General features: G+C 55.1%; 30 protein-coding genes and 1 pseudogene. 11 read left to right on the top strand and 20 right to left on the bottom strand.

Annotated elements, in window-relative coordinates; all coding sequences use genetic code 11:
- Positions 1 to 79: 79 nt before the first annotated feature.
- The 14 genes from rcsA to fliF all read right to left on the bottom strand — a co-directional run bounded on the left by rcsA (position 80) and on the right by fliF (position 11,813).
- The gene (gene rcsA, locus CSK29544_RS12710; protein WP_004388137.1) at positions 80 to 703 is read right to left on the bottom strand and encodes a transcriptional regulator RcsA; all 624 of its coding nucleotides are present in this window, start codon (positions 701 to 703) and stop codon (positions 80 to 82) included.
- Positions 704 to 1,051: 348 nt separating this feature from the next.
- Positions 1,052 to 1,840, bottom strand: a complete 789-nt coding sequence (fliR, locus tag CSK29544_RS12715; RefSeq protein ID WP_012124383.1) for a flagellar biosynthetic protein FliR — start codon at positions 1,838 to 1,840, stop codon at positions 1,052 to 1,054.
- 11 nt (positions 1,841 to 1,851) lie between these two features.
- The gene (fliQ, locus tag CSK29544_RS12720) at positions 1,852 to 2,121 is read right to left on the bottom strand and encodes a flagellar biosynthesis protein FliQ (protein ID WP_004388139.1); all 270 of its coding nucleotides are present in this window, start codon (positions 2,119 to 2,121) and stop codon (positions 1,852 to 1,854) included.
- Between the two features lie 11 nt (positions 2,122 to 2,132).
- Positions 2,133 to 2,870 (bottom strand): flagellar type III secretion system pore protein FliP, encoded by a 738-nt coding sequence (gene fliP / locus CSK29544_RS12725; RefSeq protein WP_004388140.1) that lies wholly within the window; start codon positions 2,868 to 2,870, stop codon positions 2,133 to 2,135.
- The gene (fliO, locus tag CSK29544_RS12730) at positions 2,870 to 3,247 is read right to left on the bottom strand and encodes a flagellar biosynthetic protein FliO (protein WP_014728582.1); all 378 of its coding nucleotides are present in this window, start codon (positions 3,245 to 3,247) and stop codon (positions 2,870 to 2,872) included. The genes fliP and fliO overlap by 1 nt, the downstream gene beginning before the upstream one ends.
- On the bottom strand, positions 3,248 to 3,712 hold the full coding sequence (gene fliN / locus CSK29544_RS12735; RefSeq protein ID WP_004388142.1) for a flagellar motor switch protein FliN: 465 nt from the start codon (positions 3,710 to 3,712) through the stop codon (positions 3,248 to 3,250).
- Positions 3,705 to 4,709, bottom strand: coding sequence for a flagellar motor switch protein FliM (fliM, locus tag CSK29544_RS12740; RefSeq protein ID WP_004388143.1), 1,005 nt, complete (start codon positions 4,707 to 4,709; stop codon positions 3,705 to 3,707). Before fliM ends, fliN begins: the two co-directional genes overlap by 8 nt.
- A gap of 4 nt (positions 4,710 to 4,713) precedes the next feature.
- Positions 4,714 to 5,187, bottom strand: coding sequence for a flagellar basal body-associated protein FliL (gene fliL / locus CSK29544_RS12745; RefSeq protein WP_004388144.1), 474 nt, complete (start codon positions 5,185 to 5,187; stop codon positions 4,714 to 4,716).
- A 103-nt stretch (positions 5,188 to 5,290) separates the two neighbouring features.
- Positions 5,291 to 6,553 carry a flagellar hook length control protein FliK gene (fliK, locus tag CSK29544_RS12750; protein ID WP_029039566.1) on the bottom strand — a complete coding sequence of 421 codons (1,263 nt, stop codon included), beginning with the start codon at positions 6,551 to 6,553 and terminating at the stop codon, positions 5,291 to 5,293.
- The gene (fliJ, locus tag CSK29544_RS12755; protein ID WP_004388146.1) at positions 6,550 to 6,993 is read right to left on the bottom strand and encodes a flagellar export protein FliJ; all 444 of its coding nucleotides are present in this window, start codon (positions 6,991 to 6,993) and stop codon (positions 6,550 to 6,552) included. Before fliJ ends, fliK begins: the two co-directional genes overlap by 4 nt.
- A gap of 21 nt (positions 6,994 to 7,014) precedes the next feature.
- Positions 7,015 to 8,385 carry a flagellar protein export ATPase FliI gene (gene fliI / locus CSK29544_RS12760; protein WP_012124387.1) on the bottom strand — a complete coding sequence of 457 codons (1,371 nt, stop codon included), beginning with the start codon at positions 8,383 to 8,385 and terminating at the stop codon, positions 7,015 to 7,017.
- Entirely contained in the window at positions 8,385 to 9,089 is a 705-nt protein-coding gene (gene fliH / locus CSK29544_RS12765; RefSeq protein WP_004384855.1) for a flagellar assembly protein FliH, read from the bottom strand. The genes fliI and fliH overlap by 1 nt, the downstream gene beginning before the upstream one ends.
- Positions 9,082 to 10,104, bottom strand: coding sequence for a flagellar motor switch protein FliG (gene fliG, locus CSK29544_RS12770; protein ID WP_004384858.1), 1,023 nt, complete (start codon positions 10,102 to 10,104; stop codon positions 9,082 to 9,084). The genes fliH and fliG overlap by 8 nt, the downstream gene beginning before the upstream one ends.
- Positions 10,101 to 11,813, bottom strand: a complete 1,713-nt coding sequence (gene fliF / locus CSK29544_RS12775) for a flagellar basal-body MS-ring/collar protein FliF (protein ID WP_029039567.1) — start codon at positions 11,811 to 11,813, stop codon at positions 10,101 to 10,103. The genes fliG and fliF overlap by 4 nt, the downstream gene beginning before the upstream one ends.
- Before the next feature lie 230 nt (positions 11,814 to 12,043).
- Here fliF and fliE point away from each other — a divergent pair, with 230 nt between their 5' ends.
- The 4 genes and pseudogenes from fliE to CSK29544_RS12790 all read left to right on the top strand — a co-directional run bounded on the left by fliE (position 12,044) and on the right by CSK29544_RS12790 (position 13,683).
- Positions 12,044 to 12,355, top strand: a complete 312-nt coding sequence (fliE, locus tag CSK29544_RS12780) for a flagellar hook-basal body complex protein FliE (protein ID WP_004384862.1) — start codon at positions 12,044 to 12,046, stop codon at positions 12,353 to 12,355.
- A gap of 36 nt (positions 12,356 to 12,391) precedes the next feature.
- Positions 12,392 to 12,514, top strand: coding sequence for a S24 family peptidase (locus CSK29544_RS24910; protein ID WP_227003055.1), 123 nt, complete (start codon positions 12,392 to 12,394; stop codon positions 12,512 to 12,514).
- A gap of 103 nt (positions 12,515 to 12,617) precedes the next feature.
- Positions 12,618 to 12,782, top strand: a pseudogene (locus CSK29544_RS22980) (Y-family DNA polymerase); the annotation flags it as partial.
- A 211-nt stretch (positions 12,783 to 12,993) separates the two neighbouring features.
- Complete coding sequence (locus CSK29544_RS12790) at positions 12,994 to 13,683, top strand: helix-turn-helix transcriptional regulator (RefSeq protein WP_029039568.1); 690 nt, start codon at positions 12,994 to 12,996, stop codon at positions 13,681 to 13,683.
- A 38-nt stretch (positions 13,684 to 13,721) separates the two neighbouring features.
- Here the strand turns inward: CSK29544_RS12790 and CSK29544_RS12795 are convergent.
- Positions 13,722 to 14,419 (bottom strand): IS1-like element IS1B family transposase gene (locus tag CSK29544_RS12795; protein ID WP_095033700.1). Its coding sequence is split into 2 segments (ribosomal slippage): positions 13,722 to 14,170 and positions 14,170 to 14,419, totalling 699 coding nucleotides; the frame shifts between segments, so codons are not numbered across the junction.
- 110 nt (positions 14,420 to 14,529) lie between these two features.
- Here CSK29544_RS12795 and CSK29544_RS12800 point away from each other — a divergent pair.
- Together CSK29544_RS12800 and CSK29544_RS12805 are read left to right on the top strand one after the other, a co-directional pair.
- Positions 14,530 to 15,276 (top strand): SDR family NAD(P)-dependent oxidoreductase, encoded by a 747-nt coding sequence (locus tag CSK29544_RS12800; RefSeq protein WP_029039216.1) that lies wholly within the window; start codon positions 14,530 to 14,532, stop codon positions 15,274 to 15,276.
- 330 nt (positions 15,277 to 15,606) lie between these two features.
- A complete protein-coding gene (locus tag CSK29544_RS12805; RefSeq protein ID WP_080637922.1) occupies positions 15,607 to 16,506 on the top strand; it encodes a hypothetical protein in 900 nt (299 codons plus the stop codon).
- A 203-nt stretch (positions 16,507 to 16,709) separates the two neighbouring features.
- On the opposite strand, the gene CSK29544_RS12810 is transcribed toward CSK29544_RS12805, so the two are convergent.
- Positions 16,710 to 17,114, bottom strand: coding sequence for a DUF2251 domain-containing protein (locus tag CSK29544_RS12810; RefSeq protein ID WP_004386784.1), 405 nt, complete (start codon positions 17,112 to 17,114; stop codon positions 16,710 to 16,712).
- Positions 17,115 to 17,473: 359 nt separating this feature from the next.
- On the opposite strand from CSK29544_RS12810, the gene CSK29544_RS24915 reads away from it, so the two are divergent.
- Entirely contained in the window at positions 17,474 to 17,551 is a 78-nt protein-coding gene (locus CSK29544_RS24915) for a hypothetical protein (protein ID WP_227001538.1), read from the top strand.
- An 85-nt stretch (positions 17,552 to 17,636) separates the two neighbouring features.
- On the opposite strand, the gene CSK29544_RS12815 is transcribed toward CSK29544_RS24915, so the two are convergent.
- Positions 17,637 to 18,476, bottom strand: a complete 840-nt coding sequence (locus CSK29544_RS12815) for a helix-turn-helix transcriptional regulator (protein WP_004386786.1) — start codon at positions 18,474 to 18,476, stop codon at positions 17,637 to 17,639.
- A 99-nt stretch (positions 18,477 to 18,575) separates the two neighbouring features.
- On the opposite strand from CSK29544_RS12815, the gene CSK29544_RS12820 reads away from it, so the two are divergent.
- On the top strand, positions 18,576 to 19,472 hold the full coding sequence (locus tag CSK29544_RS12820; RefSeq protein ID WP_007888287.1) for an SDR family oxidoreductase: 897 nt from the start codon (positions 18,576 to 18,578) through the stop codon (positions 19,470 to 19,472).
- Positions 19,473 to 19,943: 471 nt separating this feature from the next.
- The gene (locus CSK29544_RS12825; protein WP_007888290.1) at positions 19,944 to 20,525 is read left to right on the top strand and encodes a DUF4142 domain-containing protein; all 582 of its coding nucleotides are present in this window, start codon (positions 19,944 to 19,946) and stop codon (positions 20,523 to 20,525) included.
- A gap of 192 nt (positions 20,526 to 20,717) precedes the next feature.
- On the opposite strand, the gene CSK29544_RS12830 is transcribed toward CSK29544_RS12825, so the two are convergent.
- Together CSK29544_RS12830 and CSK29544_RS24600 are read right to left on the bottom strand one after the other, a co-directional pair.
- Positions 20,718 to 21,935, bottom strand: coding sequence for an MFS transporter (locus CSK29544_RS12830; RefSeq protein ID WP_007868916.1), 1,218 nt, complete (start codon positions 21,933 to 21,935; stop codon positions 20,718 to 20,720).
- On the bottom strand, positions 21,932 to 22,072 hold the full coding sequence (locus CSK29544_RS24600; RefSeq protein ID WP_007868912.1) for a hypothetical protein: 141 nt from the start codon (positions 22,070 to 22,072) through the stop codon (positions 21,932 to 21,934). Before CSK29544_RS24600 ends, CSK29544_RS12830 begins: the two co-directional genes overlap by 4 nt.
- Before the next feature lie 271 nt (positions 22,073 to 22,343).
- On the opposite strand from CSK29544_RS24600, the gene CSK29544_RS12835 reads away from it, so the two are divergent.
- Complete coding sequence (locus tag CSK29544_RS12835) at positions 22,344 to 23,255, top strand: LysR family transcriptional regulator (RefSeq protein WP_004386791.1); 912 nt, start codon at positions 22,344 to 22,346, stop codon at positions 23,253 to 23,255.
- Between the two features lie 354 nt (positions 23,256 to 23,609).
- A complete protein-coding gene (locus CSK29544_RS12840) occupies positions 23,610 to 24,215 on the top strand; it encodes a class I SAM-dependent DNA methyltransferase (protein WP_007868899.1) in 606 nt (201 codons plus the stop codon).
- A gap of 192 nt (positions 24,216 to 24,407) precedes the next feature.
- On the opposite strand, the gene CSK29544_RS12845 is transcribed toward CSK29544_RS12840, so the two are convergent.
- Positions 24,408 to 25,091: an SOS response-associated peptidase gene (locus CSK29544_RS12845; protein ID WP_007868896.1), complete on the bottom strand. Its 684-nt coding sequence runs from the start codon at positions 25,089 to 25,091 to the stop codon at positions 24,408 to 24,410.
- Between the last annotated feature and the right edge of the window lie 24 nt (positions 25,092 to 25,115).

The following is a 25,115-nucleotide window of genomic DNA, read 5'->3' on the forward strand; positions in this document are numbered from 1 at the left end:
ATGATGATGAGTCATGTAATCGTTCCGACGAGCGTCAGAGACGAATCGTGTAGGGTACAGGGTAAATTAACGTGCTGCGTTAGCGCATATTCACAAAAATGCCGTTGGTGACGTTATCGGTCAACCGCACAACATGATAGATCACTTGCTTATTATGGGTCTTGATTTTACGTTTTATATTCCCTTTGTGAGACGAAACTGTCTTGGCCTTAATATTCATCTGATCGGAAATCTGAATCGTATCCTGGCCCGACATCCACATTCTCAGCATACTGGATTCAGTACGGCTTAAAGAGAGTGTAGGCAAACTGATTTTCCCAATACACTGCATATCTTTGGTTAAATAATCTCCCAGAATAGCATCCAGCGACTCTGGTTTAATCGATTTAGAGCTAATTAACAGATTCTTACGCACCCGTAAATATTCATCGAAGTGAATATTGGCAATCGCCATAAAAACGATAAATAACGTACCGGGATGCTGATTAATGATGTGCTTTATATGCTGACTGCTTTCGGGATCGTGAATAAAACAGTCTTCATTAATAAACACCACATGGGGCTTACGCAGCTGACAGGCTTCTTCCAGAGTTTCAACACTATCAGCATGAAATATCTGACGTTTTCTGACTCCTCTTGTCGATAAATAACCGGTTAGCCCGAGCCTGGTATAGCTGCAGAGATCCATAATAATCGTTGACATAGCCTACCCTCACTAAACGCGTTATCCGTTAAAGCACAACGATTGCTCCACCAGCCTGAGAACGACCGCCGTTCTGCCAAGACCAGCATTTACGGGATAATAAAGCGTCAAACGGCGTACCGCAGACCGATAGCGTGAATCGTATCAGCCGGGTATCGAAGTCATTCAGGCGACCCCAACTATCCCGTAAAGTTACGTATAATTTGCCAGGAAAGTTCTTAAAGTAAAGAGGCGATCCGGTTCTGTGAGAGGCGTAAAATCATTAATTCCGCCTGGGATGTATGGTCAGCCAGAGAATATATTTTCCATATTAGGAATATCCTTAGGATGACCATTTAAAAAGAGGGGTTAACCCTTTGCAGGAATTTCGCTAACGATATCAGTCAACAAGTGAAATATTTCTGCGAATAAATGTTCACAGAACGGTGCTATTAAGGGCATTAACGCAGCGAGGACGATTATCCCGATACTCAGCGTCAGCGGAAAGCCAATGGCGAATACGGTCAACTGCGGGGCCATACGGTTTAACAGGCCAAGCGCCAGGTTTAATGACAGCAAAAGGGTAATCATCGGCAGCGCCAGCATGACGCCATTAATAAAAATCAGACCGCCCGCGCGAGTCAGCGCCATGAAAGCGTTGCTGTTAATTGCTTCGCCGCCAATGGGCAGAGTGTGAAACGTGTCGGCAAGAATGGAGATAAGCCACAGATGACCGTTAACCGTGAGAAACAGCAGCATCGCCAGCATATCGATAAAGCGCGCCAGCACCGGCATATTCAGACGGCTGCCCGGATCGAAAAACGTGGCGAATGAGAGCCCCATTTGCAGGCCGATAAGCTCGCCTGCGGTGCGCACCGCCGCGAAGGCAAATTGCATCGTAAAGCCGATAGCAACGCCGATAAGGATCTGCTGCAACCCCAGCCACAGCCCTTCGAGCGAGAAAATCGGCACGTTACTGCCGGGAATATTGGGCGCGAGCGCGATGGTAATCAGCAGCGCCAGACCAATCTTGACGCGGATGCTAATGGAACGCTCGCTTAAGATAGGCGCGGTGCTGATAAGAGCCAGCACGCGCAGCAGCGGCCAGAAGTACAGAGTCAGCCAGTGAAGATACTGGTCGCTGGTAAATTGCAGCATGGGCGCGGCCGTCAGCCGATGATATACGGCAGGTTAGAAAACAGCGTGCGCATATAGTCAAGCAGCAGGTTGAGCATCCACGGGCCCGCCGCCACGATAACCACAAACACCGCCAGAATTTTCGGAATGAACGAGAGCGTCATTTCGTTAATCTGGGTGGCCGCCTGCAAAATACTGATAAACAGGCCGGTCACCAGCGCCACCAGCAGCAGGGGCGCGGCAAGCGCGAGCGCGACTTTCATGGCTTCCGTGCCCATCATCATGACCGATTCTGGCGTCATCATGCACCTCGTTAACTGTAAAAGCTTTGGGCAAGCGAACCGACAAGGAGCTGCCAGCCATCAACCAGCACAAACAGCATCAGCTTGAAGGGCAGGGCGATAGACGCAGGCGGCACCATCATCATCCCGAGCGCCATCAGCACGCTCGCCACCACCAGATCGATGATCAGGAAGGGGATAAACACGGTAAAGCCAATCTGGAACGCGGTTTTCAGCTCGCTGGTGACATACGCGGGCAGCAGGATGCGCATCGGCACCGCTTCCGGCCCCTGAATCGGCTGCGTATTGGCAAGTTTCGCAAACAGTGCCAGATCCGCCTCGCGGGTCTGACGCAGCATAAATTCGCGCAGCGGTTGCGCGCCGCGGTCGAGCGCCACTTCCATCGAAATTTTGTTTTCGGTGAACGGCTGATAGGCGTCGGAATAGATCTTATCGATAACCGGCGACATGATAAAAAAGGTCAGGAACAGCGCGAGGCCCAGCAGCACCTGGTTTGGCGGCGCGGACGGGGTGCCGAGCGCGTTACGCAGCAGACCGAAAACGATAATGATGCGCGTAAAGCTGGTCATCATTAACAGAATGGCGGGCAGGAACGTCAGCGAGGTGATAAACACCAGCGTCTGTACCGGCAGCGACCAGCTCTGACCGCCGCCCGATATCGGTTGGCTGACAAGACCCGGCAGTTGTGCCATCGCAGGCGCCGCCAGCAGGCCGAGCGCGAGGAAAGAAAGATTTAACCAACGACGCATTACTTTCTCCCGCTACGCTTAAGCAGATTTTTCATCAGGTTCTGGAAGTCAGCGCCAGGCACGGTTTCCGGCTCCTGCGCGGGGGGCGCAGGCGGCAGGGTGTGCAGGGGCGTGATAGAGGTGGCGGTCACGCCCAGCACCAGGCGGGCGTCTTCCACTTCGACAATCACAATCTTTTCGCGAGCCCCAAGGCTCAGGCTGCTGTTGAGCTTCAGACCACGCATCCCGGTGCTTTTAGCCGCGAAGCCAAAACGCTTTGCCATCCAGGCAAACAGCAGAATAAAGAGGATAATCAGCGTCAGCGCGCCGCTTACCTGGATTAAGGATGAGCCGGCGTCGGGCATTGCCGGCTGTGCAACCGTGGTCTGATTTTTCATTTAACGACTCAGGCGACGCATACGTTCTGACGGGGTGATGATGTCGGTGATGCGCACGCCATATTTATCGGCGACGACCACGACTTCACCCTGAGCAATCAGGTAACCGTTGATAAGGATATCCAGCGGCTCGCCAGCGAGACCGTCCAGCGCGACCACGGAACCCTGCGTCAGACGCAGCAGCTCTTTAATGGTCATGCGGGTGCGGCCCAGTTCCACGGTGAGTTTCACCGGGATATCCATAATCAGGTTGATATCCTGGAGCGCGCCGACCATGTCGCCGCCTTCCAGCGCGCGGAACACGCTGTCCGCCGAGCTCTTGCCCGCGGTTTTCTGCTCGCTCAGCGCATCGGCCCACAGATCGTCTGCGGAGTCGCCGGTGCTTTTTTGTTCTTTCAGTGCATCAGCCCACAGATCGTCCATTTCACCAGCATTTTCATCGGACGGTTTGTTAATGTCACTCATTGGGCTGTTCCTCATTCAGCGAATTCAAAATTGGGTTGATCAAATGTTCAACGCGCAGGGCGTATTGCCCGTTTACGGTGCCGTACTGGCTGGTGAGAACCGGTACGCCATCCACATGCACCAGAATGCGATCCGGCTTATCAATGGGCAGCACGTCGCCTGGCTTCAGCTTCAAAATCTTCGAGAGTCGCAGCGGGATCTCGGCGAAGTTAGCAATTAACTCCAGCTCCGAGTGCTGCACCTGCCGTACCAGAGTGTCGCGCCAGTTCTGATCTTCCTGACGGGAGTTTTCCAGCGGCGGGTTAACCAGCAGTTCGCGCAGCGGCTCAATCATGCTGAACGGCAGACAGATATTAAACTCGCCGGTCAGGTTACCAATCTCGACGTGAAACGGGGTGTTAACCACGATATCGTTCGGCGAGGTGGTGATATTGGTGAATTTCACCTGCATCTCTGAACGCACATACTCCACGTCCAGCGGGTTAATCGCTTTCCACGCGTCGCTGTAGGCTTCAAGCGCCAGCTTGAGCATACGGTTGATGACGCGCTGTTCGGTGTGGGTAAATTCGCGGCCTTCCACTTTAGTCGGGAAGCGGCCATCACCGCCGAACAGGTTGTCCACCGCGATAAACACCAGGCTTGGCGAAAACACAAACAGCCCGGTACCGCGCAGCGGTTTTAAATGAATCAGGTTAAGGTTGGTCGGCACCGGCAGGTTGCGGGCAAACTCGTGGTAGGGCTGAATACGAATCGCCCCCACGGTGATGTCCGGGCTGCGGCGCAACAGGTTAAACAACCCCATACGGAACTGGCGCGCGAAGCGTTCGTTGATAATCTCCAGCGCCTGGAGGCGCTCGCGCACCACGCGACGCTGGGTATTGGGATCGTAGGGGCGAATGTCGCCATCGCCGCCTGTCGCTTGCTGTTCCGCGCTCTGCTCGCTGTCGCCGTTTAACAGCGCATCGATTTCGGCCTGAGAAAGAATGCTGTCGCCCATGGCTTTACCGCAGAATAAAGGCAGTGTAGAGGACGTCAGTCACTACCTGCTTCGGTTGTCCTGCCACCAGCGGCGCGGAAAGCGTCTGTTTAATCGCTTCCACCAGCTTCTGTTTGCCTTCATCGGTCGCGAGCTGTGAGGCATCCTGACGGGAGAAGAGCAGCAGCAGACGGCTGCGCACTTCCGGCAGATAGTCGCTAAGACGCTGGCGGGTCGCCTCGTCCTTCAGCCGCAGCGTAATGCCGACATACAGCACACGGTCGGCATCACCCAGGTTCACGGTGAAGGTGTCCAGTGCGAAAAAGACCGGCGCTGGCGGCGGTTCTGGCGCCGCTTTAGCCGCGGTGGTGCCATGCTGCTGCATACGCCAGTAGCTGTAACCTGCCGTCGCACAGGCAGCGAGAGTTATAATGACCAGTAACGGGATCCAGATGGAGCGTTTACGGCCTTTACCTTTGGTGATTGCGCTGTCAGTCATCAGACTCGGGTTTCCTGTATCAGTACTGCGATAGAGTGATTATCCCGTCTCTGCGCGCAGTCAAAGCCTGGAAAAAACGGGAATAATCACGTTACCTCTGGCGTTAGGCAAAGATATCGACCGCGCCATTGCCGCGAGCGGCTGCCTGAAGGCTTGCCGGAGCGGCAATCGCTTCTTCTTCACCATTCAGGCTAAAAGCGCCGCCGGAACGGGATGCGGCAGACTGTTGCGGGTTGTTTTGCTGCTGCTGACCGCTAAAGTTTTCGCTGCTGATGCTGCTCTGACCGAGCTGAATGCCGTTTTCCGCAAGCTGCGCGCGCAGCGTCGGCAGGGCGGCTTCCAGCGCTGCACGCACATGACTGTGCGGCGACACCATCTGAACCTGCGCCATGTTGTCGTCAATCTTCAGGCTGATCTGCACTGCGCCCAGCTCTTCCGGGTGCAGGCGCAGCTCGGCGCTCTGCTGGCCGTTGCGGGTAAACAGCGTGATGTGCTGGCTCACCGAGTTCTGCCAGTCCGGGGTGCCGAGCGGCGCGGTGACCTGCGGGGTCGGCATCGTCATGGACGGCGTGGTGTTCTGGGTGCCTTGCGTGGTCGTGGAGGCCAGCGCGTGCAGGTTCAGGTTATGCGGCACCTGCGTGCTGCTCACATCCGCGGCGGTTTTATCGACCGTCGAGACCGGCGCGACAACATCCGAAGCGGCCTGGCCGGTGACCGGCGCAGTCGCAGCGGCGGCCGTCAGCGGGGTGGCGGCGTCATCGCTTTTCGCGCTGGTTTTGGCATCGCTTTTGGCGTTGCCGAGCGTCTGGGTCAGGCTTGCCGCCGGGCTAAAACCATTAGCGCTCAGTGCGGCAACGCCCTGCGCCTGGGTTTGCATTGGTGCGTCAGCTGCCGCGTTCGGCTGCTGGGTCTGCGGCAGCATCGCGAAGAGGGCGCTTAACGCGGCCATATCTTCGTCGCTGAGTTTTTTATCGTCGTCAAGACCGGCGGTTTTCAGCGCGGGCTTCGCAGTGCCTGGCGTCACCGCCTGCGCGTCGCCGGCAGCAAGCGTCAGATCGGCCGGCGTGATCTCGCCGTTGGTCAGTTGATCCAGCAGACGCGCGAGATCGTTCTGCACGCCTTGCTGGCCCGCCGTAGCATCGGCCAGCGTTTTACCCGCCAGCGTCTCTTTACCGGCACCCTGCAACTGCGCGAGCGACAGCGTTTTGCCGTCGGCAAACGGCAGCTTGCCTGAGAAATGCTGGCCTAACAGCGCCAGAAAATCCTGCGCCGCGTCGCCGCTTTTCGCATCGACGCCTTTCAGCCCGGCACCGGTGCCAGTCGCATCGACGTCACTGGTAAGCACAACATTGGGCAACGTAATCATTCGCCTTTCCTCATTGATGCCCGCTGGGCAAATTCATCCATTCTTTTTTGATCGAGCCGGTTTTCCGCCAGCAGCGCCGCGCTGGCGTGCCGGTCCTGGAGCGTTTGCCAGGCCTGAAGACGCTGCTTTTTCTCTTTCCAGAACGAGAGCGCCTGATCGACTTTGGTATTCCACTGCGTAAGCTGGAGGCGATGCTGTTCAATCGCTTTCTCCAGCGTCTGGATAAACTGCTGGTAATTCACCCAGCGGTTACTGGCAATCCCCTGGGTCATGGTCTGATTCAGGTTATTGCGATATTCCTGCTGATAATTCATCAGCATCGACAACTGTTCTTCCGCCTGCTGACAGCCGCGACGCATTTCGCCAAGCCGCAACGCGGCATCGTCGACTTCTTTCTCAGCCATATCTTTAAGCGTGTTCAGCGCGCCATTTTGTTTCATGGCTACCTCCCTCATACCTCATCAAACTGACGGGAAGATAAGTTCCAGTGCCTGCAACGCATCCTCTACACCGGAACGTTCGTAAATACCCTGCTGCAGAAACGCTTCCAGTTGCGGCCACAGCGTAATGGCGCGATCCAGCATCGGATCGCTGCCTTTGGCATAAGCCCCAACGCTCACCAGGTCGCGGTTGCGCTGGAAACTTGAAAGCAGCTGTTTGAAGGTCCGCACGCGCGCGTAATGCTCTTCGCTGATGATGGCTGTCATCACGCGGCTGATGGACGCTTCGATATCAATCGCCGGATAGTGACCGGCTTCCGCGAGGCGACGCGACAGCACGATGTGGCCGTCGAGAATGGCGCGCGCGGAGTCGGCGATCGGGTCCTGCTGGTCGTCGCCTTCGGTCAGTACGGTATAAAACGCGGTAATCGAGCCGCCGCCGCTGATGCCGTTACCGGCGCGCTCGACCAGCGCGGGCAGTTTGGCGAAGACCGAAGGCGGATAGCCTTTGGTCGCGGGCGGCTCGCCGATAGCCAGCGCGATTTCACGCTGCGCCATCGCGTAACGGGTCAGCGAATCCATGATCAGCAGGACGTGCTGACCGCGGTCGCGGAAATCTTCAGCGATGCGGGTGGCGTAGGCGGCACCCTGCATACGTAATAAAGGAGAGACATCCGCCGGGGCGGCAATCACCACCGAGCGGGCGCGCCCTTCGGCGCCGAGGATGTTCTCGATAAAGTCTTTGACTTCACGGCCACGCTCGCCGATAAGCCCCACCACGATGACATCCGCCTGGGTGTAGCGCGCCATCATGCCGAGCAGTACCGATTTACCGACGCCGGAGCCCGCGAACAGGCCCATACGCTGGCCGCGACCGACGGTCAGCAGGGCGTTAATCGGGCGCACGCCCACGTCCAGCACATCTTCAATGGCGGTACGTTGCAGTGGGTTAAACGGCGGGGTGATAAGCGCGCCGGTGGTTTCGGTGTCAGGGGAGGGCAGACCATCAAGCGGCTTGCCCGCGCCGTCCAGCACGCGGCCAAGCAGTTGCGGGCCGAGCGGCAGCTGTTTGCTGCTCTGTAACCCTTCGCCACCCCCCGAACGGGCATAGACGCGCGCGCCCGGCAGAATGCCTTCGACTTCTTCGAGCGGCATTAAAAACAGTTTCTGGCCGTTAAAGCCGACCACTTCGCTTTCCACTTCCTGGAGCTGCGTGCCTTCCTGACGTTCGATAATACAGGTCGCGCCGAGCGGCAGTTGCAGCCCGGTCGCTTCCAGCACCAGGCCGGTGGCGCGTGTCAGGCGGCCGTAGCGGCGCACCGACGGCAGTTGCGCCATTTTGGTCTCGAAGTTATCGAGCGTATTGAGCCAGCGGGTCAGACGGGCGGTCATTACACCACTCCTGGTGCGGCCAGGCGGCACAGTTCCTGCCAGCGCGTCGCCACGCTCGCATCGAGATCGCCTTCATCGGCGGAGACTTTGCAGCCGCCCGGATGGAGGGTCGGGTCGCCGCGCAGACGCCAGCCGTGCAGGCTTAAGGTCGCGCCGAGCATCTCTTCGACGCGCTGTAAATCGTCCGGATGCACGCGCAGCTGCGGTTTGCCGCTAAACAGCGGCTCCTGCTGCAACAGCGTCTGGATCTGCTTAATCAGGTGGTTGTTATCCACCTGAACGTGGCCGATCACCTGGCGCGCGGCTTCCAGCGCCATCTGCATCAGGCGCGAGGCGATGACGCTGTCGAGCGCGTCCAGGGTGTACTGGAACTCGCTCACCAGCTGCTGCATTCGCGCGTGTATTGGCCCCTGCTGGGCGCGCGCTTCGGCGAGCCCCTGTTCGAATCCTTTGGAATGGCCTTCCTGGCGGCCCTGCTCGAAGCCCTGCTGACGCCCTTCGGCGAGCCCGGCGTTAAAGCCTTGCTCATGCGCCTGGGTTTGCATCATCACCAGCGCCTGCTGCTGTTGCTGCAGGCGTAACTGCTCTTCGTCGACTTCTTCGCTTTCGCCGCTGACCGTCTCGTCGAATGCCGTGAATTCCGGCATTACAGGCGGGGAGAGGTCATCCGGCATCCAGCGCTGCCAGGGAAGCTTATTAGACATAGGTATCCTCGCCGCTGCCAATTACCATCTCGCCGGTTTCCGCCAGACGACGGACGATGAGCAGGATAGCTTTCTGTTCGTTTTCCACCTGAGACAGACGCACCGGCCCGCGGTTGGCCAGGTCGTCGCGCAGGATATCGGCCGCACGCTGCGACATGTTGCGCAGGAATTTCTCGCGCAGCGGCTGCTCGGCACCTTTGAGGGCGATAAGCAGAGATTCGGACTCCACTTCCTGCAGCAGGCGCTGGATGGAGCGGTCGTCGACTTCCACCAGGTTTTCGAACAGGAACATTTCGTCGATGATTTTCTGCGCCAGATCGCCGTCGAATTCGCGCACTGCCGTAATAACGGCTTCTTCCTGCTGCGTTTTCATCAGGTTGATAATTTCCGCCGCCGTTCTCACGCCGCCCATTTTGCTGCGCTTGAGGTTCTGGCCGTCGAGCAGGTTGTTCAGCACTTCGGTCAGCTCCGCCAGCGCCGCCGGCTGGACGCCGCCGAAGGTGGCGATACGCAGCATGACGTCGTGACGCAGACGCTCGTCGAACAGCGCCAGGATATCCGCCGCCTGGGCACGTTTGAGGTGCACAAGAATGGTGGCGATAATCTGCGGGTGTTCGTCGCGAATAAGGTCGGCGGCGCTCTGCGGCTCCATAAAGTTGAGCGTTTCCATACCCGAAGTGGTCTCTTTGGAATCGAGAATATCTTCGAGCAGGCTGGAGGCGCGCTCTTCGCCCAGCGCTTTGACCAGCACCGAACGCAGGTAGTCGTTGGTGTTGATGCTCAGCGCCGCGAACTGTTCCGCTTCCTGTTCAAACTCCGCCAACACGTCAGTCAGCTGTTTGTTAGAGATCTGACGCACGCTCGCCATCGCGGCGCTGAGGTGCTGCACCTCGCGAGGCGAGAGGTGTTTGAACACCTCCGCCGCGCGGTCTTCACCGATGGTCATCAGCAGAATGGCGCTTTTATCGGTACCCGACAGGCCATTGGCATTAGCGTTGGAATTAGCGTTACTCATAGCTCGTTACTCATCCACTGGCGGATGACCAGCGCGACCACGCGCGGATCGTTGTCTGACATTTCGCGGATACGCTGGCTCATTACTTCGGCGCTCAGGCGCTGGTTAGCGCGGCGCTGCTGCGTCTGTTCGTCTTTGCTCAGGCGAACTTCCACGGACTCTTCCACTTCTTTACGCTGCTGCTGCATTTCCTGGACGCGCTTCACTTCTTCAGCACGGCGCTGCAGCTGCGGACGGACCGCTTTACGCCACAGCAGCCAGGCGACAATCAGCACCACCAGCCAGCGGCCTGCGGACAGAAGCTGATCGATGAACGCTTGTTGCTTCCAGAACGGCAGTTCGCCACCGGATTCATCGCTCGCGGTAAACTGCGAGTTAACGACGTTCAGGGTATCGCCGCGCTTGTCGGAGTAGCCCATCGCTTCGCGGGTCAGGTCTTCAATCTGTTTCAGCTGCTCGGCAGTCAGCGCGAGCGGCTTGCCATTGCCCAGCTGACGGTAGTTCACCACCACCGCGACGGAGAGACGCTGCACGTCGCCCACGTTCATTTTGGTGTGGCGAATGGTGCGATCCACTTCGTAGTTCGTGGTTTCATCACGCTGGCTGCTGTGCGGGCCGCTGCTGGCGCCTGCCGTGCTGGTGCTCTGAGTACGCTGCGCGTTCTGACCATTCGCATTCTGACCGTTGGCGTTCTGGCCATTGTTCTGGCCGGCAGGCGCGTCAATCGGTGCGCTGTTGGCCGGTGCAGGCTGGTTAGAGAGCGCGCCCGGTACGCCGCCCGGATAGGCACCGCCCACCTGGTCGTTGGTGTTCAGCTGACGAGAGCGGACGGCCATCTGCGACGGGTCGCTGTTCGGACGGTACTGCTCTTCGGTCTGTTCTTTATTAGAGAAGTCGATCTGCGCGGTGACCTGGGCATGGACGTTGCCGGTGCCGACGATAGGCGCAAGGATAGATTCGATACGGCGCTGAATACGGCCTTCAACATCGGAGGCGTATTTGAGCTGCGCGTCGTTAAGATCACGAGCGCCGGTGCCGGACTGCGTCAGCAGGCGACCGGTTTGATCCACAAGCGTTACGTTGCCCGGCGGCAGGCCCGCAACGGCGCTGGACACCATGTGCACGATGGCGGCGACCTGGCCATCATCGAGCGCGCGGCCCGGCTGCAGGTTCAGGGTGACCGACGCGGAAGGGGATTTCTGCTCGCGAACAAATAAAGAGGGTTTCGGCATGGCAAGGTGAACACGCGCATTCTTCACCGGACCTAACGTCTCAATGGTGCGCGCCAGCTCGCCTTCCAGCGCGCGCTGGTAGTTAACCTGCTCGCTGAACTGGCTGATGCCGAATTTTTCCTGATCCATCAGCTCAAAGCCCACGGCACCGCCTTTCGGCAGCCCCTGCTGGGCGAGACGCAGACGCAGATCGTACACCTTCTCGGCAGGCACCATGATAGAGGCACCGTTATCCGCAAAGTTGTAAGGAATATTCATCTGAGTCAGTTGGGTGACGATAGCGCCGCCGTCCTGATCGCTCAGATTGCTGTAAAGCACGCGGTACTCCGGCTGTTTTGCCCAGAGCACCAGAGCCACAATAATAGCCACCGCGGCGGCCCCGGCCACCATTAAGGGGATCTTCGGGTTTGCGCGTAAGCGGTTGAGCCACTCTACGGTTTTATTTTGTGGCGTTTGAGTTGAAGCTGCGGCAGTCATTGCGCCCCTCTTGACTCAGCGTTGACAGAATAATGCGTGTTATGAAGCAAAACGGACTCCCGGGTCGGCAAGCACGACTAAAGTTCCACTTGGATGGCGAGGGTCATTATTGGCTGTCGCGCGTTTTTCTATGGGTCAAATAGGTTGGTTTTTTATCGTTATTTAGAGCCTTTATCCCATTGACAAAGTGTTACTCTGCACCCCGTTGAAAAATCATCCAGGGGTAAAAGATGGCTATTCAGGGTATTGAAGGGGTACTCCAGCAGATGCAGGCCACCATGCAGGTGGCGCGCAATAATGCTGTCGAGACCCCGCCCTCCGTGAGTTTCGCCGGAGAGTTACAGGCCGCGCTTGGACGTATCAGCGATACGCAAAACGCCGCCCGCACTCAGGCGGAAAAATTCGCAATCGGCACGCCGGGCGTGGCGCTGAACGATGTGATGGTCGACCTGCAAAAATCGTCTATCTCGCTGCAGATGGGCATCCAGGTGCGCAACAAGCTGGTTGCGGCGTACCAGGATATTATGAATATGCAGGTTTAACAGGTCTGACTCGCTGATAAGATTGAAAAATCTGGCATCCCTGGCGTCTCGCTTTTGCTGGTGGACTTCAGTCTGCACGCGAAGCATAACGACATCATGGTCGCCAGTATTGGCGGCGAGTTCACCATTAAAAGGCTGGTGACGTACCCGGTGGCGTAGCTGCGCGCCGAGAACCCGGCTTACCCGCCTATCACTGTTTATGACGCCGACGACCTCGACATCGTCGGCGTTGTCATTTGCGTAATACACACTCTGCACCGCAATGTTCGCGCTGGTTGTTATGAACTCGTTCTACACGAGTTACGAGACGGCATTCCGTCCTGATCTGGCCAGTCAGCCCATTGTCGCGCTTTCGAATAACGATGGCTGCGTGATAGCGCGCAGCCGCGAAGCCAACGCGGCTGGCATAAAAATGGGCATGCCCTGGTTGTAAAAGTGATCTGATAAGGAATTAATGCAAAATAGGGGCGCTTTGAGCGAAGAGTGGACCTTCTGCGCATTATCACTGCCGACGGACGTATTACGAATATAGCGATGTATTAATCAATGGGGCAGTTCATGTACGCTACTTTGTACTAAAATGCTTATCCAACAGATGTTTTAAGATTTTGTTGCAGGTTAAAGATGGATTTATCAACATGACCAGAACAGAAAGGCTTCTCGAACTACTCCAGATACTCAGGGCGCAACGATATCCGATCACTGCATCTACTCTCTCAGAAAGATTAGGAATAAGCGTGCGCTCGCTTTATAGGGATATTAAAACGTTACAGCATCAAGGGGTACGCATTGAAGGTGAGGCTGGAATTGGTTATATCGTTAAGTCTGATTTTCATTTGCCACCCTTAAACCTTTCGGATGAAGAAATCAATGCTATTACACTTGGGCTAAATTGGGTATCTCATAATACGGATTATGATTTCAAAAATACAGCAAGGAGTGCACTTGCCAAAATACATGCTGTTATTCCTGATGAATTAAAAGTCCTTATTGAAAGTCAATCCTATTTGATCGGTCCTTCAGGAAATAATGAGATATTTTTTGAAGACATTCGCAATGCTATAAAAAAGCGAAAGAGAATCAAAATAAAGTATTGTGATAAGAAGGATAATTACTCTTCTCGAGTTATATGGCCTATCGGGTTGGCTTATATGGAGTCATGTTGGCTTTTGGTTGCATGGTGTGAGATGAGAAATGATTTTCGTCATTTTAGAACTGACAAAATTGCAGAGATGGTACAACTGGACTCCCTGTATAAAGAAAGCAGGACAGTTTTATTGAAAAAATGGAGGATAAAAGAAGGGATGTGCGAGGAGAAAGAGTACTGACAAAAACTGTCACAGCTAATTTGGGTAATGACTCCAACTTATTGATAGTGTTTTATGTTCAGATAATGCCCGATGACTTTGTCATGCAGCTCCACCGATTTTGAGAACGACAGCGACTTCCGTCCCAGCCGTGCCAGGTGCTGCCTCAGATTCAGGTTATGCCGCTCAATTCGCTGCGTATATCGCTTGCTGATTACGTGCAGCTTTCCCTTCAGGCGGGATTCATACAGCGGCCAGCCATCCGTCATCCATATCACCACGTCAAAGGGTGACAGCAGGCTCATAAGACGCCCCAGCGTCGCCATAGTGCGTTCACCGAATACGTGCGCAACAACCGTCTTCCGGAGCCTGTCATACGCGTAAAACAGCCAGCGCTGGCGCGATTTAGCCCCGACGTATCCCCACTGTTCGTCCATTTCCGCGCAGACGATGACGTCACTGCCCGGCTGTATGCGCGAGGTTACCGACTGCGGCCTGAGTTTTTTAAATGGCGGAAAATCGTGTTGAGGCCAACGCCCATAATGCGGGCGGTTGCCCGGCATCCAACGCCATTCATGGCCATATCAATGATTTTCTGGTGCGTACCGGGTTGAGAAGCGGTGTAAGTGAACTGCAGTTGCCATGTTTTACGGCAGTGAGAGCAGAGATAGCGCTGATGTCCGGCGGTGCTTTTGCCGTTACGCACCACCCCGTCAGTAGCTGAACAGGAGGGACAGCTGATAGAAACAGAAGCCACTGGAGCACCTCAAAAACACCATCATACACTAAATCAGTAAGTTGGCAGCATCACCCTAATTTGTATACTCTCCCAGGTGAAATACTCAATTCTACTTCATAGGGGGAGTTATGAATTTCCAGAATAAAGTTACTGTCATAACAGGAAGTACTGCAGGTATAGGTGAGGCAGTCGCAGATCAATTACACAAACATGGTGCTAAGGTCGTGATTGTATCCCGGTCGTCAGAGCAGGCTAACCAAAAAGCAAAACGATTATCCTCACAGGGACAACAAGCGCTGGGGATCGGATGTGATGTGTCACAACCCGAACAAGTAAAGAAAATGATAGATGAGGTTATCAGACATTTCGGCAGGCTTGATTATGCTGTAAATAATGCAGGCATAACTGGTGAGCATGGTAAAAACATAACAGAGCAGACAGCTGAAAACTGGAATAAGGTTATTGCCACCTCATTGAGCGGCGTTTTTTACTGCCTAAAATATGAAATACCTGAGATGATAAAATTTGGTGGTTCTATAGTTAATTTATCTGCAGTAAATGGTCTGGTTGGCATTCCAGGACTGGCACCCTACACCGTGGCTAAACATGGCATAATTGGGTTGACCCAAACCGCAGCATTAGAGTTCGCAAGCCAGGGCATTCGAATCAATGCCGTAGCTCCGGGCTATGTCCAAACTCCACGAATGAGTGAATTTCCTGAAAAGATTATACGTAGTTTCGCAAATAGCCACCCTATGAAAAGAATGGCAAAAATGCAAGAAATAGCAGACTTCATATTGTTTTTGCTTTCAGACAATGCAGCGTTCTGTACCGGAGGAGTTTATCCAATCGATGGCGGTTATTTAGCTGAGTAACCCTCTAATGTCTTTTTAAACTGCAAGGCGCCTCAACAAACATATTGGCTCAATGGGAGCGTTAGAACATATATAGCTAACGTTTCCGTTGAAGATCTGGTGATAACAATATTTCCAGTATAGATTAACAGAAGTATAGATGATCGGCTCTCCATGGGTTCATACATTATGCCATTAACAACGCCCGCTACTGGCACAAAGCTGACAGGGCTATTGCCTCGCAAGTCGCTCTCATTAGAAATAGACTAAACCGTTCGGAAAGTTACTTGCTGTTTGAGTAGAAAACAGGGCAATCTTAGCAGATTGACCTGATACCTGGAGCTATATCAGATGAATATGATGCTAAAATTTATGCTCTCTCAGTATGCTCAACTGCCCATACCACAGGACATCCTTCATAGCTGGCTTGAAAAATGGATTTATGAGCAGGAAAAATACTGTGTGGATACCACCTTTTCAGCACGTTTTCCATGGAAAGAAACTGGCTTACCACAAGAGTATTTTTTACAACGTAAACTCAATATTGATGGTCATCAGTTTCTTACTGGTCCGCGTTATCGCGGGGGCGATATCAATAACCCTTTCATTGATATTGTCGCTTCAGACTCCAACATAGATTGCTCTGTACTCAAATCTGTCTGCCAGGAGTGGGAGCAGTTAAAGCCACAGTACATTCGAATTCTCACGCCCTGCCACGAAAAAAATCAGGGTATAACAGACCAATTAATCTATGCATCCTGGCTGTCTGGTGCTTCAGAATATCCGGATGACACAGTAACCCTGAGATTGGCTGAGTACGTCGATTTTGAATGGTGCCGACGGGCTCTGATGGATGCCTATCAGTATTCGTTGTTAGCTATCCCAGCCTTAAGAGGCAATCTGTGCCCTGTCGATGAGGAAGAGCTCAGTAATCATATTTCAGAAGGTGATGCGCATATTGTTTACGAAGAGGGAATCCGTGTAGGACTGATAATTTGCGAAAGAGGAGACGTCGCTTTTTTACGTGGCTATCGAATTTCTGAAGAGGTTATCGTTCCTGCCTTTCGCGGACGCTCTCTGGCCTCCTTTGCTCAGCGCCTGCTTTGTAACTCTCTTTACCATTCCAGCCGGGAACCAATTCTGTTGACAGGAACTATCATTCCGGAAAATTTGCCATCCATAAAGACAGCTGTAAAAGCGGGGCGGACATGTATTCTCAGATATGAGTTTTTACCTGTGATGTTTAGTTAATCGGCTGAACCTGAACGTTAGTTCTGTTGCCGTGTAATGATATAAAATATGTCTATATGACTTTCTCTTTTGACCTGCTCTCTGTTGATTCACACACCACGATGTTAGTAATGCCTTCATCACCAGTCTGATTGAAATAATAGCGAAGCTATTAACTCCCGATGTGCGGACATAGTTATGGCAGGTGCCAGGCCTGCCGAATCTCATCGAAAAAAATCGTCTACCGCATCGCTCCACTCATGGCCTGACTTCGACCATATTTTGTTTATTGGTGGAGGAAAACCACTTCTGCAGTACCCATTTTTCCCGACGAAATCAAAAGCTCCATGCGGGTATCCGTTAATCAGTAGCACGCACTTTTGACTATCTTCAGACCAGCCAATTTTTACATCAGAAGGGACGTGGCCGTCAGAAATATCTTCGGCGTTGTAGATATGCAACGCGTCCTGAATCGGATTTCCGTCGACAGACTCATCGAGAGCGTAGAAATATCCGGTCTCACCATCGTCCTCAAAAACTGCCGCCAGCATCCCCTCAGGAGCCAGGCTCTTTATCACCTGTGCTTCACCAACTACGAGCTCGGCCTGTATTGTTACTAAGATTGCCATTCAAATTACTCTCCTTTCCTTGTGCATTACGTTAGATAGCTTTCTAACTTACCGCAAATTTAACATCGCGTCTGTTCTGGCATATAGCAGATAGTAATAACACTATAGAATTCTCTTAAATATCCCGCACGGTCAAGAACGGCACGAATTTTAGAAGTCGTATGGCATGGCGACCACCGGTACCAGAAAGCGCGGGATACTGGGTGACTTTTTCAGCCAGGGCGTGGCGCAGCTGAACCTGTTTGGTGAGAATGCGCTCGCGCGAACAGCGAGGCGCTGATATCACTGATGGACAAACTCAACCAGCAGGGCTGGGGGAACGATCTGTTTTGGGGCAGGGTATACAGCAGGCGTGTCAGATGAAGCGGGAGAGGCTTTCGCCTTGCTGCACGACATGGCTCGCTGATGTACAGACCGCGCGGGCATGGTTAAAGTGATGGTCTCCGGGCATTCAATGCAAGATAACATCCGCTTTGAGCGAGGCGCGGACGTTTAATTATGGCAAACTGAAGAAAGTCTGACTCAGCCTTCGCGCTGGGCCCGGTTTTGGGTTATCCAACGCTCTATTTTCATCCTGCTTTCTTCGGTTGCTGGATTGAAGAGCATCATTGACAGATCCGGCCTCCCTTCGACAGAAAAGGTGCAAAACTCCAGCGCAATTGTCCCGATTTGCGGGTGATGTAGCATCTTTAACCCTTCCCCATGCCCGGCAACATCGTTGTTACGCCACAGACGGGCAAAGTCAGCGCTTTGAGCGGATAGCTCCTCAACCAGCCGAGCGATTTCCTCTGACGCACCAAGGCGCGCGGCATCCGCCCGAAAGGCATTGACGATGAGCCGGGCCACGCCCTCCCGGTCGTGCTGCATCTCCAGCGCCTCCGGGTCGGTAAACAGCAGGCGCAGAATATTTCGCCGCGCGGGCGGCAGCAGCGCGTAGTCCTTCAGCACAACCGTCGCCGGGTAATTCCATGCCACTACATCCCAGATGACGGTTTTGATAATCGCCGGAATCGTCAGGCTTTCCAGCACGCGTTGCAGCCGTGGGGTTATGCTGCCGGACGGACTTACCCGGCTTTCCGGCGGATGGCCAAAGGCAAGTATAAACAGATGATCGCGTTCGGGAGATGTAAGCCGCAGCCCGGCAGCAATCCGGTTCAGCACCTCGCGTGAGGGGGCTCCCCCTCGGCCCTGCTCAAGCCAGGTATACCAGGTCGGGCTGATATTCGCGAGCTGAGCCACCTCTTCGCGGCGCAGGCCCGGCGTACGGCGGCGGCCGGGCAAAAAACCAAACGAAGCCGGGTCAAGTCCCAGACGGCGGGCTCTTAAAAAATCACCCAGAGGATTTTCAGAAAGCAGCGTCATAAATTAGCCTGTTAATGTTTATACACTGATAACGTCACTACTTTAATAGTAAAAGATCCGTGCTTACGCTGTTGCAGTAAATTACTCAGGAGAAAGACCATGCGTATTTTTGTAACGGGTGCGACGGGTTTTATTGGCTCACGTGTAGTATCAGCCCTTCTTGCACGCGGCCATCAGGTGACTGGGCTTGTGCGTTCAGAAGAAGCAGCCCGGCATTTAGTCGATAAGGGCGTTACTGCCCAGCGCGGAACGCTGGAAGATCCCCTGTCGTGGGTTGCAGGCATCGACCAGTGCGATGCAGTGATCCACACCGCCTTCGATCATGATTTCACCCGTTTTGTGGAAAATTGCGAAAAAGATCGCCGGGTTATTGGCGCTATTGGCTCTGTGTTGCAGGGCAGCCAGCGCCCGCTGCTTATCACCTCCGGCACCGGGATGGGTGATGACGGCAGCGGCCAGCCCGCTCTGGAGCAGAATTTCAACCCGGCACATCCTAACCCACGTGTAGCCTCTGAGCTGGAAGGCTCTCAGCTACTGGAATCAGGGATTGATGTGCGCGTGGTGCGTTTGCCTCAGGTTCACAACACCGAACGCCAGGGGTTAATCAGCTATTACATCTCCCTTGCCAGAGAAAAAGGCGCAGCAGCTTACATTGGCGAAGGTAAAAACGCCTGGTGTGCGGCACACGTTGATGACGTGGCCGGGCTGTACGTAAAAGTGCTTGAGCAAGGCGAACGCGGCAAACGTTATCATGCGGTAGCGGAGGAAAGCATTGCCTCATGGCTGATTGCGCAAACCGTGGCGACAGGCCTGGATATCCCTGCTGTTTCGTTGAAATCAGAACAGGCCGCAGAGCATTTTGGCTGGTTCGCCGCTTTCACAATGATGGATATGCGTGCCAGCGGTGCATGGACACGCCAGCAGCTCGACTGGCAGCCCAAAGGACCAGGGCTTATTGATGATATGCGCAGCATGAGTTTCTCAGGCAAGCCTTAGACCCAGCGCCGGGTAGCGGTTAAAACTTACATCTATAGGCAAAGCCTGTTATTACGGCGCCGCCGATACATCCGCTCCTGGCACAGAGCAGATGTTATTAACACCATACACGTGTCTCTGATTTTCGTACTGTCAGGGACGACGCGACGTCTGGATGCCGTATGGCGTGACGACCATCGGTACCAGAAGACGGGCGTTATGCCGGATCAGGCACGGTTTTATGGGCAAGTAGCGACAGGCTGTCAGAAATTCGCTGCCTGCTTTTTTGTTTTTATCACCGCAGGCCAGCGATCCGCTGAGCGCAGTTTTATGACGCGCAAGCGCGGGTGTTTTCTTGCTGATTTATCTGACTTAAGCAACCCTCCCGGAATGTTAAGCCTATACTGACCAGTGTAGTCGTAACTTTCCTCTGAGGTGGCGTACGGTAAATGAACCGATACCCGCCTTACCTATGGTCATCAGGAGAACAACATGCAAAAGACGAAAACCCTGAAAGGGCTGCTGGTTGCCTCAGCAGTCGCCGCGATGTTCAGCACCGCAGGCGTGCAGGCCGAGACGCCGAAAAGCACCACGCAAAATGAGGCCGCAGGCCAGACCACACCGGGTGCGAAACTCAGCGCGGGCGATGAAAAAGCACTGAAGGACATGGCGCAGGCCGACATCAATGAAGTCGCAGCCGCGAAGATTGCGCTGGAAAAAGCACAGAACAGCGACGTCAAAGCCTTTGCACAGAAGATGGTCGATGACCATAGCGCTGCCCTCAGCAAAGTGCAGGCGGTTGCCCAGCAGAAAGGCGTGACGCTGCCGACCGAGCCCGACGCGAAGCACAAGGCCATGGCCGCTAAGCTTGAAAAAGAGAGTGGCGACGCCTTTGACAAGCAGTATATGGAGAACGCCGGTACTAAAGACCACAAAATGGTGCTCTCAAAACTGCAGAGCGACGCCAAAAAAATTAAGGATGCAGATGTGAAGGCGCTGGCCGACGCGCATACGCCGGTTGTTGAGGAACACCTGAAGTCTGCCGAGCAGATGTCGAAACATTCAGGTAAATAATCGGGTCAATGTGTGAGCACGGGGTTCGGTAAACCGGAATACTTGTGCTCAGGACAAAAAATCGCGCCACGCCAGAAGTGGCGTTATTGTTGCGATCAATAGATGAATAACAGGGACGTTATTTTCACCATATCGCAGGCAAAAAAAACCAACCGCAACAGGTTGGTTTTTTTAATCGGTACGGACACCCATTCACATTGTGTTCGTGTCGTTCATCTGGCCGTGAAGCGTTGTGATAAGAAAAGCGGGGCGCCGCATTTGCCACAGCATCCAGATAACTCCCAGGCCCACAACGATAGCACCAACCCAGGCGGTGCTGGTCAGTCCCATAACTTCCAGACTCGCCCCTCCGAACAGTGAACCCAGTGCAATGCCACCGTTGAAGCCAGCAATGTTTAATCCAGCGGCAACGGCGGGAGCGTGCGGCGCATGGCTATGGGACAATCTGATAACACGTGCCTGCAAGGCCGGTACAGCCGCGTAAGTCAGTGCTCCCAGCAAGCCTGTGAGCAGCACCATCAGTGGCAATGACGACGCTGATAGCCAGATAGCCAACAACACGACGGCGAGGCCGACAAGCACCGTCATCACGGCCGCATCGGACCCCTTACGATCGGTGAGTCGCCCACCCCATACGTTGCCAATGGCTGCCATGATGCCATAACCCAGCATCAACAGGCTGGCAGTGCCTGAGCTAACCTTCGTCACTTGCTGTAAAACGGGTGAAATATAGGTATATAGCGCGAACGATCCTGCATAGGCCAGTACGGTGATACTGGCGCCTGCCAGTAAACGCGGATTGAATATGGCCCGAAGTCCGTTCATCGCATTAGCCTGCGTTAAGGTATCGTCACGTTCCGCTGGCATCAGCGTCAGTAAGCCCAGAAAGCCAATGGCGCCACTGCCTGCCACTCCCATAAAGATAACCTGCCAGCTTAACAAACTGCCCAAATAGGTGCCGACTGGCACGCCAATCGCCAGTGCCAGCGTCAGCCCGCCGAAAACTACCGCGACGGCCGCACCAGCGCGATGCTGCCCGGCAAGCTGCGTTGCCACGCTGGACGCCACAGCGAGAAAAACACCATGCCCCAGGCCTGAAGCAAAACGAGCGACCAGCATGGACGTCAACGCATCGGACATACTTACCACCGCGTTGCCCAGCGTGAACATTGCCATCGCCACCAGCAGTAGCCGCTTGCGCGGCCAGCGGGTTGCCAGCGCGGTCAAAACAGGCGCGCCGATCACCGCGCCCAGAGCGTAGGCTGTGACCGCCATGCCAACCTGGCTGACAGTGGTATGCAAATCGGCAGAGATGGTTGACACCAGCCCGATAGTAACGAACTCAGTAAAGCCCAGCGCAAAGGCGCAAAGCGCGAAGACATAGATGACGAAAGGCATACGTTCACTCATACCGTAACCTCCTGCTGCCGGTGGTTTAGCTCCAGCGGGAATTTCGTCACGGTCGCGGGACCGCCGGGCGCGCTGTCGGCTTCCTCAGCCGTTTTTTTACGTTTATGGTGGATCAGGACGAACAAAGGGTGTGGCATGGTTTGGGGCTCCTGTATTGCAAAACCGAAGACCGCCTTCGCCGATGTGACGGACACGATGACGCGCCGGGCCACGGGCGATTCTCATCAGCCAGCACCCCCATGAAAAGGGTGAAGCAGGGGCTGGAGATGACGATCTTCGGGGGAAAGCGGCGCGTCGCCAAAGACCAATACTTACTGCGACACGCCAGGTTTTGATCGCCATTCTAGTGATGCCGATCTACCATATAAATGACCATAATCGACAAACACTTTCCCTGAATCGTACCAAATGACTTTACGCAATCTTGATGACCTGGCGGTATTTGTGCACGTCGTTGAGTGCCGGAGCTTTTCTGCGGCGGCGCGCGCCCTGCACCTGGCACCCAAGACCGTGAGCAAGCAGATAGCCCGGCTGGAGCAGGCGCTGGGCGCGACTCTGTTTGAGCGAAACACGCGCAACCTGCGCATCACCCATGAAGGGCGCGCTATTGCCGAGCGGGCGAAGGTCGCGCTGGGCGTACTGGAAGAAATGCAGGAAGTGGCGACGGGTGCCAGCCGCGATCTGCGCGGCATTATCCGCCTGACCGCGCCCATGCCGTTTGGGCGTAAGTACGTGGCACCGGCCATCCAGGATTTCTGCCGCCTGCATCCTGGTGTCACTTTCGACCTGCGGCTCTCCGACCAGATGCAGGATCTGTATAGCGACGATCTGGACCTGGCTATCCGTATGGGTGAGCTGGCCGATTCGCGGCTGGTCGCGCTGCGTGTGGCCGACAACCGCCGTATCCTGGCGGCATCTCCTGATTATCTGAAAGCGCACGGGCAGCCTGCTCATCCGCAAGATCTGGCGCAGCATAACTGCCTGGTGTTCGCCTATCCGGGCCTGCAGCAAAGCATCTGGCCGCTGCGCAAAGGCCGCATGGAAAAAGCTGTCGCGGTGGGCGGCACGCTGTGCAGCGACAGCGGCGACGTGCTTCACGCCTGGTGCCTTGCCGGGATGGGCATCTCGCTGCGAGAGACCTGGGATATACATGAAGAACTGCGTGACGGGCGGTTAGTACGCGTTTTGCCGGAGTGGGAAGCGACCCCTTCCAGGATCAGCATCGTGCGGGCGCGGCGAGAACCCATTGCTCGCCGGTTGACGGTGTTCAGTGATTTTCTGCTGGAACGCTGGCGGGATGCGCCGTGGGATGCGCCCTGACAGGTTTTATGCCTCTTTGCTGCCTCAGACGTTAGCGATCAGTAAAGGGGCGTTCAGGCTGTCAAGATCGGTGAAATTCATGTGGCTCTCCGGTGATGAGGTGTCCGGTGAATCTATTGCACCTGGCAACACGTTCACAACCGAAAAACGGACGAGTATTTTTCGGTAAAGAGTAACTGATGGCCAGCAAGGTTTGCCTGCCCGACGTTCACGGCTCCCGCAGAAAGCGGGGAGCGGGCTGCTTATTTACGCGGTCACGTAAAAAACTTAACGCCACCCACCTGGAATCGGCGGCTCCAGGCGCTCGCCCGTGTGCGTATACTCAGTCTTTCAATTTCATCCAGGATACGCCTTATGACTCATCCTTCCTCAAAGACCGTCGCGCATTTTTACCGCCACCATGCCCTGCAGTGGGACGAGATAAGACAGACGCGATTTGTTGAGCAGCCGTGGCTCGATGCCGTACTGGAGGGGCTGCAGGAGGGCGGTACCGTGCTCGATATCGGCTGCGGGTCAGGAAGCCCGGTAGGTACGTATATCGACAGCAAAGGGTTTGATATCACCGGCATTGACGTAACGCCTGCGCTGGTTGCCCTTTGTCGGGAACGGCTGCCGCGCCACCGCTGGTTAACCGGTGATATGAGAACGCTGTCGCTTAGCGCGCGTTTTGATGCTCTGATTGCCTGGGACAGCTTTTTTCATCTCACGCGTGAAGATCAGCGCGCCATGTTTGCTATTTTTCAGCAGCACGCGAAGCCGAGCGCAAAATTACTTTTCAACAGCGGGCCGGAAAATGGCGAAGCGGTGGGAGAATTTCTGGGTGAGGCGTTATATCACGCGAGCCTGTCGCCGGAGGAATACACGCAATTGCTGAATGCGCATGGCTTTGACGTTCTCACGTTTCGCCCGAATGACGCGGCGAGCGGGGGACGCACCGTCTGGCTGGCGCAAGCGCGCTGAGCTTATTGACGCCGCGGCCCGTCTCGACGGGCCATATTATCCGGCATTACAGCCAGCCCATATAATCGGCGCACCAGACGACAACTGCCACTATCACTAAAATCATCGTTGTTTTGCGCATCGTATACGTTCTCTGATTAAGTTCTTTCTTAACATCATGCCCGTAATACGAAAGATTATCTAATAACAGCGTCACACGACAGGGTTATCAACAGGGGCGAGCAGGTCCGGGCTCTGGTTTCTGATATTCCCTACCGCGCGATCCACCGGGTGCCAGATAAACGCGTCAGGCCCGAGCGCGCCGTCGTGCGCGAGCGTTTCTGCGCGCTTGTCTGAGGTCTCCGGGCTAAGCCAGGCAAGCGCGGCCTCCGCCGTCAGCGCCACCGGACGGCGGTCGTGGATGTCGACAAGCCCTTTGTCCGCCGCCGCGGTGACAATCACAAACCCTTCCCGGTCGTCGCCATGCTCAAACGGCGCTTTGCCGATGGCGGCGAAAAACAGCGGCTCGCCATCAGCGCGGTGAATGAAATAAGGCTGCTTTTTATCGCCTTCGCGTTTCCATTCATACCAGCCGTCGGCAAAGACAATCGCGCGCCCGTGTTGCCACAGCGGCTTAAACATCCGGCTGGTGGCGGCGGTTTCCACGCGCGCGTTAATCAGCGGCGTTTTATGCCACCACGCTGGCGCATAGCCCCAGTGAACAGGGTCGAGATGCAACACATCATCGCGCTGGCTCAGTAACAGCACGCGGGTGCCGGGCGCGACGTTATAGCGCGCCAGCGGCTCCGGGTCGAAAGCGATATCGCGCTCCGTCGTTTCATCAAGCGCCGCGAGGTACGCTTCACGGCTTAAGGTCTGGACAAATCTGCCGCACATAGCAGGCTCCGGTTAACAGGCTTT

The organism is Cronobacter sakazakii (assembly GCF_000982825.1).
GTDB classification, from domain to species: domain Bacteria; phylum Pseudomonadota; class Gammaproteobacteria; order Enterobacterales; family Enterobacteriaceae; genus Cronobacter; species Cronobacter sakazakii.